The organism is Nonomuraea insulae (assembly GCF_042656245.1).
This window is the reverse complement of the sequence record NZ_JBHSPA010000006.1, coordinates 321,636-336,515: the sequence shown is the minus strand read 5'-3', so window position 1 is coordinate 336,515 and position 14,880 is coordinate 321,636. Positions and strand designations below refer to the sequence as shown.

General features: G+C 69.3%; 3 protein-coding genes. All 3 read right to left on the bottom strand.

Annotated elements, in window-relative coordinates:
• Positions 1-49: 49 nt before the first annotated feature.
• Positions 50-409, bottom strand: coding sequence for a DUF1801 domain-containing protein (locus tag ACFPZ3_RS04290; protein ID WP_379512607.1), 360 nt, complete (start codon positions 407-409; stop codon positions 50-52).
• A 59-nt stretch (positions 410-468) separates the two neighbouring features.
• Complete coding sequence (locus tag ACFPZ3_RS04285; RefSeq protein ID WP_379512606.1) at positions 469-1,512, bottom strand: T3SS effector HopA1 family protein; 1,044 nt, start codon at positions 1,510-1,512, stop codon at positions 469-471.
• 360 nt (positions 1,513-1,872) lie between these two features.
• Positions 1,873-14,859 carry a Tc toxin subunit A-related protein gene (locus ACFPZ3_RS04280; protein ID WP_379512605.1) on the bottom strand — a complete coding sequence of 4,329 codons (12,987 nt, stop codon included), beginning with the start codon at positions 14,857-14,859 and terminating at the stop codon, positions 1,873-1,875.
• Between the last annotated feature and the right edge of the window lie 21 nt (positions 14,860-14,880).

Sequence of the window (14,880 nt, the reverse complement as noted above, 5' to 3'; positions counted from 1 at the left end):
GCTGAGCCCCGAAGCGCGAAGCGTCTCCTTGCGCCCCGGGGCTCTGGGGCTACTTGCTGTCCATCAGCTCGATCCACTCGTTCACCAGCTGCTCGAGTGCCTCTTTGTTGGCCTTGACCTCGTCCATGTTGTGGAGCTTGATGTAGGCCTTGCCCTTCGTGGCGGGCTCAAGCAGACCGGACTCGTCCTTGAGGAGCGCGCCCTGGTGGACGACCAGGGCGACGGCGTCCTTGACCCTCGGGCTGACGGTGGCCAGCTCTTCCTTGTACGCGAAGCTGGGGCCTCCCCATTTGACGTCTTCTTCAATTTTGGGATTGGCGACGATGATGGCCCTGATAGCTTCCATCTCTTCCTTCAGCGGGTGGCTGAGCTTGCTCAGGAAGTCGTCAACCTTCTTTGAATTGGACATTTTCCAAAGATGGCACATTCCACTCTGGGGCCGCATCTCCCAGCGTGCTTTTCGACGGCTCAGGTTCTGGCGGGTGGCGGGTCGAGATGGCGGTGGCGGGCGTCCGGGCGGATGCCCTTCCCCGCGAACGCCTGCTTGACCAGCACCTCCAGCGCGGCGGGGTCCGTCACGTTCGGATTGTCACTGATCACCTGGGCGATGACCTTGGCCCGGGTCTCGGTGAAGCTGAGCCCTTCCGCGTCGTCCAGGAAGTTCTCGGCCTCCTCGGACCACGAGACGGCCTGGGTCAGCCGCGAGTAGAACGGGCTGATGCTGAGGTTGGCCTCGCCCGGCCCGAGCACGTCCTGCACAGCGGTGGCCAGCTTGCTGCCGACCACGTCGGCTCCGTTCTGGGTGTTCTCGCCGAGGAGGTAGTAGAGCACCAGCTTGTCGTTCTTGACGAGCTTGTCCGGGGCCGCGGCCGTGGACAGGTAGACCTTGAACTGCGTGAACTTGTCGCGCAGGTCCTCTTCCTTGAACAGGGGTGTCAGCGCCCTGGCCACGCGCAGCCCCGTGGCCTGGGAATTGAGGTTGACGACCAGGCGGCGGGCCCGATTGCGGAACTCCTCCTCGGGAATCGTCCCGTGCCGGTCGCTGAGGACCCTGACGTAGTCGCCGTTGTCGAGCGCCTCCCAGAACTCGACCGGCTCCTCGTTCTCGGCGGTCTGGTTCTCGATCGTGTAATCGCCGCTCTGCTCACCCTCGTGGCCGAAGTCGTAGACGTCGTCGGCGTTGACGGCCTCGGTGAGGTAACCGGCGTCGCCCACCCCCATGAGGCCGTACACGTCGTCCTCGATCTCGTCGTCGGGATCCCGCAGGCGGACGCCGTCCGCGCCGTACCAGTCGTCGAAGAGTTCGCGGAAGAAGCGCCTGTCGCGGTTGGCGTTGAACTGGTGCCGGAGGTCGTCGCCCAGCATGTTGAAGTCGTTCCGGCTCACCCTGGGCGAGTCGGCCCGGCCGGAGGTGAACGGGACGTCCGGCAGGTTCAGCGGCGGCACCACCACCGGCGTGGGCGGGACGACCGGGGTCGGCGGGAACGGCCTGTGCGGAAGCACGATCTTCACCGGGGTCGGTGGCAGCGGTTTGGCGGGCGCTTTCACCGGTGTGGGTGGGAGTGGTTTGGTGGGTCGCACCGGGGTCGGTGGTAGCGGTTTGGCGGGCGCTTTCACCGGTGTGGGTGGGAGCGGTTTGGTGGGTCGCACCGGGGTCGGCGGGAGTGGCTTGGTGGGCGCTTTCATCGGGATCGGTGGCAGCGGTTTGGTGGGCCGCTTCACTGGAGTCGGTGGCAGGGGCTTGGCGGGCGCCTTCACCGGGATCGGTGGTAACGGCTTGGCCGGCGCTTTCACCGGTGTGGGTGGGAGCGGTTTGGCGGGCCGCACCGGCGGCCTGCCCTGAACCTTGTTGCGGAACATGTGACCCCTCGATCAGACGGCTCGGTAGGCGAGGATGAGACCGGCGTTCACGAGCGCCGCGCGATCGCCGTCGGCCACCAGCGTCAACGGCATGGCGCCGACGCTGAGGCCGGGCGTGCGCACCACCGTGCCCTCCTCAAGAGCCAGCCGCTGGTCGCCGTTGAGCAGGAAACGCGCGGCGCCCGGCCGGCCGGCCTCGTACTTGGCGTAGATGCCGGTGATCTGCCGCCCGTTCATGCGCGGGAACATCTCCGGCGTGAGCGGCAGCGTCAGCACGCCGTCGTCGCCCTCCTGGAACTGCTGCCACTGCTCGGGGAACTCGCCGGCGACGTCGATGTAACGGGCCGCCGGGTACGGCTTGAGCATCCCCTTCACCGCGTTGGCGAAGACCGCGCCGCCCTGCTCGGCCGTGTACTTGACGGTGACGACCACGTCGAACAGCTCGGCCGGCGGCGTCCCGTTGGTTTCGAGCCGCCAGGTGGAGACCGCCCCCGTGCCCTCGAACGGCAGGTATCTCTCGTCGTCGAAGCGCAGCTCGAACAGCCCGTTGTTGTCCCGGCCCTGCTCCACGTCGGACAGCGCGATCTGCTGGCTGGGCCGCCAGTCGGAGCGTACGGTGTCCGGCGCCGAACCCTTGGCCTCCGTCAGGAACCGCACGGCCCGCGGGTCGGCGGACAGCACGGTCTTGTGGCCGAGCTGGGTGAGCGTGGCGTTGACCCCGAGCTGCTCCGTGCCGTCGGTGAAGGTGACCGACAACGTCCTGATCCGGCGCCGGTAGTGGCCGGGGAAGTCGCGGTCGAACAGCGCCTCGGTCAGCGTGAACTCGCAGCGGCCCTCGGACCTGAGCTTGAGCACGGCCAGCGGGTCGAGCTGCAGCAGCGACACCCGCTTGACGATCTCCAGGCCGCGCGCGTCGCCGTCCAGGTAGGCCTTGCCCAGCCGGTCCAGGTCGACGGCCAGCGTCTCGCCGGCCAGCAGGCCCTTGCGCTGGCTCTCCCAGTAGACCGGCTGCAGGATTGTCTCGTTGACGCCGCGTTCGTACTGGTAGGCGCGCTCGGCGGCCTTCGCCGTCTCCAGGGCCAGGTGGTAGCTCTGGAAGTACAGGGCCGCCAGGCGCGAGGACATCCACTGGTAGAGCTGGGCGCTGGTGAACTTCCCTGTGAGGAACGTGACGACCGCCTCCGCGTTGGCGATCTCCTGATTGGTGATCTCCAGCTCGCGCTGGGCGATGGCCAGCTGGAACCCGGCTCCCGCCACCTGGTGGCCGATCTGCACGATGTCGGACTTGGCCGTCATCAGCTGGAAGCGCCAGTCCTCCAACTGGCGCTCCTGCTCGGCCCGTACACCGAGCAGTTCGCCGAACACGCTGAGCGCCTCGCCCATCGTCTCCGCCGTCTCGGCGCCCTTGCCGATCACCTCGCCCAGGTGCAGGCCGCCGTACTTGGTGCCGATGATGAACGGACCGAGGTAGGCATCCGGCACCGCGTACGCGATGGCCGCGGCGATCTTGAGGCCGCCGGAGTAGAAGTGGGCGATGACGGCGCCCGACATCGTGGCGAGCTGCGCTATCTGCAGCGGGCTGAGCCCGGCGGTGATCAGGTGGTTGTACCAGTCGCGGCGCTGGATCGCGGCGGCGAGTGAGGCCTCCGACTCCCGCAGGGTCTCGGTGGCCGACCTGACCTGCGCCTCCTTGATCGCTCGGGTCATGGACAGGATGGCGCTCTCCTGCCGGGACTGCAGCAGCGTGAGCTCCTCGCCGTCCCGCTTCTCCAGCGCGGCCAGCAGGTCGCCGCCGAACTGGCGTACCCGGTCCACCAGCTCCTGAGCCTTGCGGAAGGTGAAGGCGAACCTCTGGTGCGGGACCTGGGCGGCCAGCCCGGTGACCACCTGGTCCGGAGAGAGCCCGGCGGCCGCGCCCCTGACCAGCGCCATCACGTCGACCGGCGGCTCGAACAGCGGCAGCGGGCGGCTGATGCCCATGATGTCGAGCGAGGCCCTGATCTTGCGCAGCCGGTCCTCGACCCGGGTCCAGTAGTCGCCGAGCTGCGAGTTGCCCGGGATGAAGAAGTAGGCGTCGGCGACGCTCTTGTGGGCGACGCCCAGGCCGTCCAGCAGCGTGCCGCCCGCGGTGAGACGCTCGGCGTGCGGATCCCGCGCCGGCTCCAGCGCGCGCAGCTCGTCGTAGGAGTGGGTGGGATCGAGCGTACGGGCGCCGACACCTTCCGGACGGCGGCCCAGCAGGTCGTAGGCGAGGATGTAGAGCATCCGAGCCTCGTCGATGCTCTCCATCGTGTACTGCCCGAAGAGCAGGTCGCCCCAGTCGAGCAGGTTGTCGACGTAGGCCATGACGACCGCCCGGCGATAGGCCGAGGGCCGCAGGTCGGCGATCGCGTGCGGGTCGAAGGGATCGTCCCGGTACGCCTTGAGCAGCGCGCCGTGGTCGCCCATCAGGTCGTACTGGCGGCGCAGCCGGGCGAGCATGCCCACCTTCTCCTGGAGGGGGCGCTCGGCGTCGTCGGTGAGCAGGGCCAGGATGGGCGGCAGCTTGTCCGTGGCCAGCTCGGCCAGCCAGGTGAGCTCTTCCTGGGTGCACTCGCGCGCCTGCTCGAAGGCCGGGATCAGGGTCGTCACCTTGGCCAGGATCAGCCGGAGGTCGGCGTCCACGTCGGCCGGCTTGAGCGCGTCGAGGTCGGCCAGGCAGCCGTCCACCAGCGCCCGGACGTCGATCGCCAGGAACGGCAGGAATCGCCAGTATCGGTCCTCCGTGGGATCGAAGACGTATTCGTACCAGCGCCTGGCGTCCTCGAAGCGCTGGCCGGCGTTGAGCGCCTGCGCGATGAGCAGCGGCGCGTGAAAGAAGATCTCCCAGTAGTAGCGCCCGTTGGCGCTCTGGAAGTCCAGGTGCGAACTGGCCGGGGTGCCCGCGACGTCGGACGTGACCTTGATCGTGGTGGGCCCTGAGGCGATCGTGCTGAACGCCGGCAGCTCGTCGGTCTCCTGGGACTCCGGGGCCAGCAGCCCGGGCACCCCGCCGACCAGCAGCCGCCGGTTCAGCTCGAACGCCGTGCTCGACGTCAGCCGGATGATCTCGTGCGGCAGCGCCGCGAACTCGTACGGCCTGACCAGGAGTGTGCCCTTGCCCTTGGGATAGACGATGTAGTTCGTGCCGAGGAAGAACATCAGGCTGGAGGGCAGGTCCATGGCGCCGGTGAAGTCGTCGAGGAAACCGGGCGGCAGTGAACGCCAGTTGCCCTCGATGCCGCTGAACCCCTCGCGGCGCAGGTCGGCCAGCTCCTTCCCCTTTTCGAGCACGGCGTAGATGCGGTCGCCGAACACGTAGTGGCGCTCGCCGCGCTGGAAGACGGCCCGGACGCGGTAGGGCAGCTTCTTCGGGTAGTTCGCGTCGATGAAGTCGGGGATCACCCCGTTCTCGATCGTGTAGTGGACGTACTCCTCGCCGCTGGTCAGGTAGAGGTCATCGCCGTCCAGGTAGGCGGCGTCGACCTTGCCGGTGCGGGGGATCGCCGTGGGGACCCGCCCGAGGTCGTAGGTCGACGGGTTGTTCCCGATCCGGCCCTGGTTGCCGTAGACGGCGTAGGTGTGGGCGGTGTTGTCGAAGAAGTAGGACTTGTCCGCGTACTGGTAGGCCGCGTCCACCTTCCCCGAGCGAGGCAGGTTGTCGTTGCCGCTGTTGGACAGCTGCTTGGGGGCCTCGTCCGGCTGCTCGGCGCCGTCGGTGTAGCGGGCGTAACGTTCGCCGGCGATGACGAACAGGACGTCCCGGTTCCGGCCGTCCTTGCGCAGCAGCAGCGCGTCGAGTTGCGGAACCTTGGGTGACGTCTGCTTGTCCTTGTCCTTGTCCTTGTCGGGTGACAACCAGCTCAGACTGGCTTTGGGCGACCAGGAGGAGGACAGGCCCTTGAGCACGTTCGAGCTGGTGAAGCCGTGCTCGGTGGAGTAGAAGCACTCGACGCCGTCAGCGGTGTAGGCGGCGTCGATCCGCGACCACTTCGGCAGGGTGTCGTTGTTGCTCGCGATGGGCTTCGGGTAGCCGGGCGCCATCAGCCCGAAGGGCGCGCCCGCGTAGCAGTAGTACTCGGTGCCGGAGAAGACGTAGGTGAGGCCGCCGCGGACCAGCATCGCGTCCACGACGCCCGACTTGGTCAGCGGGCTGCGGGCGTAGCCCCACCGGTCCACGATCTTGTCGTAGGTGGCGCGCAGCGAGCCCGTCTTCTTGACGGGCAGATACTCGTCCTGCTTGAAGAAGTACCGGATGTCGCCCAGCTCGAACGCGGCGTCGATGGCCGTCCAGACGGGCAGCCGGTCGTTGTTGGGGTCCAGCACGCTCGGCTGCGGGTCGCCCTGGGGGTCGGGAACGATCGGCCGGCACAGGAAGCTGCCGCCCTTGTGGTCCGCGCTGAACCACGGGCCGTCCTGCGACCCCGCCGCGTTGCCGAAGCGGATCACGCTGGTCTGGTCGACCGGTGCGGGCTCGTCGAAGATCTTCGACAGCTCCACGATCCTGGCCGGCTCGGCCGGCGTCGTGACCGGCACCGCGTACAACTCGGGGGTGAGCGCGTACGCCATCGACCGCGTCTCCGTCTTGGGCGGTTTGCCGGGCTCGGCGGGCGGCATGGTCACCGTGTACCAGCACGACACGACGATCGAGTCGTGCGCGGCCGGGTCGTCGCCCGGGACGGTGGACGACGCCTGGACGAGCAGGTGGACGTCGCTGATCGGGAACTGCACCGGCAGGCTGAGCGGCAGTACCTGGGCGCTCACCCACTCCTTGTTGAGGTTGCAGAAGGAGTAGGAGATCCGCACCCGGTACTTGGTCGGCGGCGGGTCCACGTTCTGCTTGTTGCCGTCCTGGCGGGTGACGATCGTGGTGACGCCGGAGGTCTCCGGCGCCACGGTCTCCACGACCGGCCAGAACACGAAGACGCGGCCGAACGCGTGCACCGGGTCGACGCGGTCGCTGTCGATCTGGGCCTCGACCTTCAGCCACGGCTCCCAGGTGGCCGACAACCTCTCACCGTCGCGGAACTCGGCCTCGCGGTAGTAGTAGCGGCGCGGCTCGGTCCTGGTCCTGCCGAACAGCACCAGCCGCCGCACCCCCTGCTCCGCCCCGTCCTCCCGGTAGACGTAGGCCCCGGCGATGGACAGCCGGGAGACCTCGGTGTACTCGTCGAGGTAACGCTTGTAGGCGCGCTGCACGTTGTCGGCGCTGATCTCGCTCTGCAGCAGGTCGTTCTCCAGCTCGCGGAACGCCGGCGTCTTGGTGTCGCGCAGCTCGGGCCGGATGTAGTTCTCCGGGTAGAGGAAGACCTTGCGGTTGGCCTCCCAGATCCGGTAGTTCTTCAGCCACGACCACCAGACCCTGACCTTGCGCCGGAGCTCCTCGTCGTCCGGGAGGACCTTCTCCAGGTCGAGCAGGTAGCGGTGCACGTAGAGCTGGACCGCCGCGATCGCCTCGCGCACGCGTGAGGTGGTGCCGACGGCGCCCATCTCGACGTCGACGAGCAGCCGCTCGTAGAGCTCGCGCACGCCGTCGATGTCGGGGTTCACGTGCAGCGCGCCGGGCACGAGCGCGTCCCGCCTGAGCACGTTGAGCTCGTCGTGCACGGTCCGGGAGACGATCTCCCAGTCCTGGTCGCTGAGCTTGCGCCGCAGCATGAGGTCGAGGGCGGGGGCCGGGTCGGGCTTGGTCCAGGCGTCCAGATAGAGCCGCGAGGGCCCGGTGCCGGCCTTGGCGGCCAGCGCGAACACCTGGACCAGCTTGAGGACGAACTCGATCTCGAAGCGCTCCTCCTCGACCGGGAACTCGGTGATCAGCCCGGCGTTGCGCTTGACCCAGCGCAGCTCCTCGACGTCCCAGCCGAACAGGCCGGCCAGCCGCTCGTACGGCTCGGCCGCGCCCGTCCCGAGCAGGTCCGCCAGCCCGGGATGGGCGCGGGCCAGCTCGGTGAAGCGGGTGATGGTGTGCACGTCGGTGAGCCGGTAGTCGGCCGTGTCGGACCACCGGTGCCGGAACGGCTGCGCGAAGGTCCAGTCGGGCAGGTCGTAGCGGTCCGGGTAACGCATGTACTGGTCGTCGTTGATCAGGTACGTGACGTCCTCCAGGACGCACGCGCCGGTGATCCCGTCTTCGAACGTTTCGGGCAGGTCGCCCCAGTCGTCCCTGATCGTCCGGGGGAAGCCCTCGTCCACGACGTCGAGGGTGCCCGAGTAGCGCACGTACTGTTCCGCCCGGAACGCGTACAACTCCCCGGTGGGGGCGACGAGCGCGGCGTCGATGACGGGGCTGACGGCGAACTGGTTGAGGATCTTGCCCCACTGCTCGGTGACCGGCTTGACCACGCCGTCGACCAGGAACCGGGTGCCCTTGAACAGGTAGACGCGGCGGTCGTGGGCGCGGAGGGCGGCGTCCACGCCGTCCTCGAAGTCGGCCGGCAACGGCGGCAGGCCCAGCTCGCCCGCCAGCGAGCCGGCGATCGTGCGCGGGTAGCCCTCGTCGGCGTACTCGTAGTCGCCGCCGGTGTAGCGGACGTACTGGTCACCGGAGAACAGGAACGTCTGCTGGTCGCGGACCAGCGCCGCGTCCACCCGCTTCCGGTCGGCGATGGTGTTGCGGACCCGCCCGAGCAGCCCGATCTCGTACGTGGCGACCGGGGCGCGCGAGACGACGTGCAGGGCGCCATTCACGACGAGGTAGGCATTGCGGCCGTTGGCCACCGCCGCGTCGATCCGCTGCCCCGCGACCGCGTCCTCGAAGGTCTCGGGCAGTCCGGCGAAAGCCGGCTCGGCCCGCAGGTTGACCGCGATGGCCTTCGGGTATCCGGGGTCCACGTAGCGGTACTCGTCGCCGGTGTAGCGGACATATTGGCTGCCGGAGAACAGGAACGTCGTGTCGTCGCCGAACACGATCGCCGCGTCCACGGACCCGCCCGTCTCGGGCACGAACGGATTGGCCGTCTTGCCCCAGCGTTCGCGGATGGCGAGCAGCGGGGAGAAGGCGCGGTCGGCGTAGCGGGTGTACTGCTCGGTGAAGAAGAAGTAGGTCGAGCCGTCGGCGGCGGTGAACGCGGCGCGCAGCAGGTCGCCCGGCTCCACGCCACGCCCGAAACCACGCCAGATGCGCTCGATCGGCCGCGGATAGGACCACTGGCCGGTCTCCTCGTTGAGCTGCACATACCGCTCGCCGGCCAGCAACAGCATGGTGTCGTTCTCGAAGAGCACGGCCTGCGGGATGGGGAAGAGGTCGGGGACCTTCCAGAAGGAGTCGTCGGTCAGCGCCGGATAGCCGGGGTCGGGCTCCCCGTAGGCGCCGCGTTCGCCGGTGTGGACGACGTGGCGCATGGCGCCGGTCTCGTCGGGGTGCTCGAAGAGGTAGGTGACGCCGTGCCGTACGTAGGCCAGGGCGACGCTGGTCAGGCCCCAGTGGTCGGCGATCGGCCTGGGCTCGCCTTCGATCGTGTCGAGGGAGTCGCCGTACACGACGAACTGGTCGCCGCGGAACAGGTACGTCTTGCCGTCCCGGCCAACGAACGCCGCATCCACCCCGTTGTCCTGATAAATCGTGTTACGGGGGCGGCCCCACTCCTCGGCCAGCGGGTAGTCCTTGTTGACCGCCGTGTTGTAGCAGTTGGCGCCCTTGAACAGGTAGGTCGTCTCGTCGCGGCCGGTGAGCACCGCGTCGAGGCCCGTACGGTACTCGGCGGGGACCGAGCGCAGCGCGAGCGGCCTGACCGGGACGGCCGAGTCCGGCCCCTCCAGCGCCGAGTGCCGCCGCCATTCGCCCTCCCGCTCCACCAGGACGGCCCCGTTGTCCACGTACGCGCACGACAGCCCGGTCAGGTGCTGGTCGTCGTACTTCCGGTAGACGGCGTCGGACACCACGTGCCACTCGCCGTCGCGGAACAGGTAGACGTTGCGCCGGTCGGCGAACGCCGCGTCCACGCCGGTCAGCGGCACGTCGAGCGAGCCCAGCCGCGGCTCCTTCGACAGGGACGAGATCGCGCGCGGATACCCGTCCTGGATGGCCGCGTAGTCGTGATCGAGATAGCGGACGTACTGGCCGCCGGAGAACAGGTAGGTGTAGGTACGCGTGACGTCGACGCCGTCGACCTTCTCCACGGCGTCCATGACCAGCGTGGCGTCCACCCGCCCGGTACGCGTGACGTTGTTGACCACATTGCCCCAGAACGCGCTGACGGTCGCCGGGAACCGGTCGTCGATCTGGCTGTAGTCGGAGGTGGAGTAACGCACGTAGTGGCCGCGGTAGAAGACGTAGGTCTTGCCGTCCTTGCCGACGAACGCCGCGTCGACCCCGTCGAACGGCAGGCTGTCCCACCGATCGAGCAGCGTGTAGGGCTCCGACCACCACCGGTGCCGGGCGTCGAAGACGACGAACCGGCCGCGGGAGAACAGGAACGTCTGGTTGTCCCGCCCGGTGAACACGGCGTCGACGCGCGCGAAGCCGGGGTCGGTGGCCAGTGTCGCCGGCAGGTTCCACCAGTTGTCGGCCAGCGGCCGCGGATAGCCCGCGTCCGGGATCGTGTAGTCCCTGGTCGAGTAGCGGACGTAGAAGATCGTGTCGTCGCCGTACACCTTGATCCGGTCGCCGGCCCGGCGGATGGTCAGCTGGATCCCGCCCTCGGCGAGGACCCGCCACTCGGTCGCCGCCGACGAGGCCGTGACCTGCGCGTCGTCGGGCAGGGTGATGTGGTGCTCCTGCAGGCGGCGGCGCAACGCCGGCGAGAGCCGCCCCGAGGCCAGCTCGGCCTCGTAGCCGGCCGGCAGATCGAGGATCTGGCCCACCGAGCCGAACAGGTGGGTCGCGCCGTCCATGACGAACGCCGCGTCCACACGGTCGAGCCCGCCCCAGTCACCGGTGACGGCACGCGGATAGCCGAGGTCGACGACCGAGTAGTCGGCGGTGGAGTAGCGCACGTAGCGGTCGCCGATGAACAGGTACGTCTTGCCGTCCAGGCCGACGAACGCGGCATCCACCTTTCCGTCCGGGCCCTCGCCCGAGCCCGTGCCCTCGCCCAGCAAGGGCCGCATCCGCCCCCAGCTGTCCTTGGTCGGCGTGACCGGGCCGGGGCCCGCCTGGCTCATGGCGACGGTCTTGCCGTCCCTGAACAGGTGGATCGTTCCCGATCCGTCCTGGAAGGCTGCCTCGACCGCGCCCTCGAACTCGACCGGGACGCCCGGGTGCCACGCCTCGATGTGGCGCGGGTAGCCGTCGGCCACGCGTACGCCCTCGTTCTCCAGGCTGTCGGTGTAGCGCACCACCTGGTTGCCGGAGAACAGCAGGCAGCCCTCGCCGTCGGCGTAGGCGGCGTCGATCCGCTCGGCGTCCGCGAACGTGTTCCGCACCCGCCCCCAGCGCTCCCCGAGCGGCGCCTCGGTGACGCCGTCGAACCACCGGTCGCCGCTGAAGACGTGGGTCCGCCCGTCGCGCCCCTGGAAGGCCGCGTCCACGGCGAAGCCGAACGTTTCGGGCAGCGGCGTGTCACGCCCCTCGCCCTCCCACCATTCTCCGATCGAGCGGGGATAGCCCTCGTCGGCGTGGGTGTAGTCGTCCGTGGAGTAACGCACGTACTGGTCGCCGCTGAACACGTATGTCCGGCCGTCGCCGTCGGCGAACACGTTGTCGATGCGCTTGGGGTTGGCGAAGTTGTTCCTGACCTTGCCCCAGACCTGGTCCTTGGGGGCCCAGCGGGTGCCGCCCGGGTCCCGGGTGAAGGCGTGCGAGAGACCGTCGAGGCCGCGGCCGACGATCCATTCGACGCCGTCGGGCCGTACGAAGGCGGCGTCGATCCCGGCCAGCGTGGCGAAGTGCGGGGACAACTCGATCAGCGGCTTGGACCGCGGGTCGGCGAGGGCGTACGTGCTCGCCGAGTAGATCCAGTAGTTCCCGGCCTGGAACAGGTAGATCTTGCCGTCGCCGCCGGTGAGCAGCGCGTCGAAGCGGTCGATGCCGGGCGGCAGGGCCAGCGGCTCGGGGAACTTGCCGGCCAGGTCCTGGTCGTGGAAGGAGACTCCGACCTCGGTGGCGTCCAGGGCGAGCTTGGCGGCCAGCCGGGCGAACCGCCGGATCCTGCGGTAGGTGCGCCGGAAGTACGGGTCGGTGGCGTCGCCGGTCAGCGCGGGCGCGACGAGCACGTCGAACGCGCCAGGGGCGACCGCGTCGCAGATGGCCTCGGCCACCGGTGCGGGCACGCCGAACCCGTCCTGCAACACGGCCAGCAGGGCTTCGTGCTGCGCCATGGCCAGCCCGTCCAGCAGCGTGGCCACCTCGTCGGCGGCTGCCATGAGCTCCGTGGCGACCGCGTGCAGCAGGAAAAAGACGTCCGTGCTGTAGTCCTCGGCGCCGGGCAGCGTGAAGTCCAGCGCGTTGGTGACGGTGCCGAAGTAGGCCAGCCGCTCCCACGGCACGCCCAGCGCGGCGTCGAGGTCCTCGTTGTCGATGAGCAGCTCGACGAGCTGGGCCCGCTCCTCCTCGTCGAAGCCGAGCTCCGCCACGGCCTCCAGGTCGAGCCGGTAGGGCCGCTGCGCCGTCAGGATCGCCGCGATCCGCTGGTAGATCACGCCGCCGTCGGCCGCGGTGTACCCGGGCCCGAGGTCCATCATGCCCTCGGGGTCGTCGAAGAGCCCGCGTACGTCCTCGCGGACGCGTCCATTCACGGTGACCTCGCCGTCGAGCCGGTCGATGACCCGCTGCCCCGTCGCGGACTCGGCGATCGGCGCGAAGTCGTCGGGCGTGAAGGTGTACACCTCGGCCTGGGTGGCGGAGATCTGGTCCCGCATCGCCTCCAGGACGGCACGGCGGATCGGGTAGAACTCCAGCGCGAGGCCGAGGTCGTCGGGGAGCGCCTTGTCGGCATAGGCGTCGTACGCGTCGATGACGCCGTTGAACCGCAGGCTCTCGACCAGCGCGGTCAGCTGCGTCTCGGTCAGCCGGAGGACGGCGAAGACGCCGGGGTCGAGCGTGATCGTGGCCCGGCGGAACAGCTCGATCCGCTCGGCCAGCGCGGCGTAGACCCCGTCGGCCACGTCGCCGAGGTCCGCGGACGCGGTGAACAGCTCGGCGTTCGCCGGGTCGGCGAAGAAGTCCGGGTCGACGACCTGGCCCGCGTCGTCGAGGTAGCCGTTGTAGACGAGGTTGTCGTACAGCTCGGCCTGCTCGCCCTCGGCCAGATCGAACTGCCCGGCCAGGTCGGAGGGGTAGAAGGCGCTGTCCATGCCGGCGATGAGGGCGAACAGGGCCTGCGCCAGGTCGTCGTAGTCGCCGGCCAGGACGGCCTGCGCGGGCAGGTCCTCGGTGGTGAGCAGGCCGTCGGTCCGCAGCAGGCCGGAGAACGTGAGGTTGGCGAAGATCTTCAGGATCATCCGGTCGGCCAGGCCGAGACCCTGGAAGTCCTCCTTGGTCAGCACCGCCACGTCGGTCACCGCGTTGTACGCGGCGGGCAGCACCACGGCCGGGTCGAGACGCAGCAGTCGCGGATCGCGCGGCGAGACCACGCCGTCCACGTACGCGGTGAGCACGTCGTGCACGACCTGGGCGCCGCGCTCGTCGAACCGGTCGGAGACGAACAACCCGGGGCTGAGCGCGACGGTCTCGAACCGGTCGCTGATCGCGGTGAGGATCGCCTGCTGCTCCTCCTCGGACTCCGGCGTGGCCGGCTCGCCCAGCACCTCGGCCAGATCCCGCGCGCCGAACCCCCAGTCGCGCATCCAGGCCGTGACCGCCAGCAGCGTCTGCGTCAGCCAGAGGCTCGACGGCGCGTGCGTGCCCTCAAGGATGCGGTAGCAGTCGGTCGTGCCCGGCTCCAGCACGGGCAGGACGGGGAAGGTGGTGTAGCGGCGCAGCGCGGGATCGGCCTCCAGCGCCGACAGCAGCGTGAACAGCTCATCCACCGACAGGCCGAGCGCCGAGACCAGCCGGGCGACGCGGTGCAGGAGCGACAGCGCGGGCAGTCCGATTCCCCGGTCGAACGGGCCCGCCTCCAGCGGGGTGGCGTAGCGGTCCCTGAACCGCTGGACGACCGTCACGATGTCGGCCTCGGCCAGGTCGATGGAGCGTGCCAAGTGCAGGCGGTAGTCGCGGTTCTGCGGCGCGAGGATGTCGCCGGGAGGCACCGGCACGTCGTCCACGGTCTCCGGCAGCGTGCGGCTCGTCAGCCCCGCGATCACCTCGTACGCGAGGTCGTGCGTGCGGTGAAGGTGCACGGCCGCCGCCAGGGCGCTGAGCGCGGGCAGGTCGATCTTGCCCGCGCAGCACGAGGTCAGCACGACGTCGAGATCGGTGAACGACAGGCCGGTGCGCCGCGAGAGCCGGACGAATCGGGTCACCCGGTCGAGCCAGACGAGGGTGACGCCGCTGAGGCTCTTGTCGTCCGAGGCGACCGTGACGAGACCCCCGTTGCAGGCGGACTTGAGCAGTTCGGCCAGCTCAGCCCCGGTCATCGAGGCGGCGGCCAGGAACACCTCGACGTCGGACAGCCCGGCCGACGGCCTGCCGTACCGCTCGGCCACGCCGGCTTCGTCCGCGCGGACGGTGGTGACGACCTCGACGTCGTCGGTCGACAGGCCGAGGTACTCGCGGGCGACCCGGTCGCGGTCCACCCGCTCGGCGAACAGCCGGTAGAACTCGACCGGATCGATGCCGAGGTGACGCAGATAGACGCGCACCCGGGCGTCCGTGAACGAGAACGGCAGGGCGAAGGGGTGCTTGAGGGTGCGCAGCTTCTCCTGCGGCTTCGGGCCGACCAGCGTTTCCAGCACCTCGTTGACGACGTCGAGGTAGGGCGTGAGCGTGAAGGTGTTCTCCGCGTCGAGCGGGATGCCCCCGATATCCGGCCTGCGCCGCAGAACGGCCGTCTCGTCGAACGACCCCCGCAGCAAATTCAGCAGATCGACCAAATAGGCCGCCGGCGAGTACACCGACCGGGCCTCGTCGCCGTCCCGTAGATCGAGATCGCCGAAAAGCAACTCATAACTGGGTAATGAAGC

Coding starts and splice junctions, on each gene's coding strand:
- ACFPZ3_RS04290 (WP_379512607.1), bottom strand. CDS start 409: ATGTCCAATTCAAAGAAGGTTGACGACTTCCTGAGCAAGCTCAGCCAC.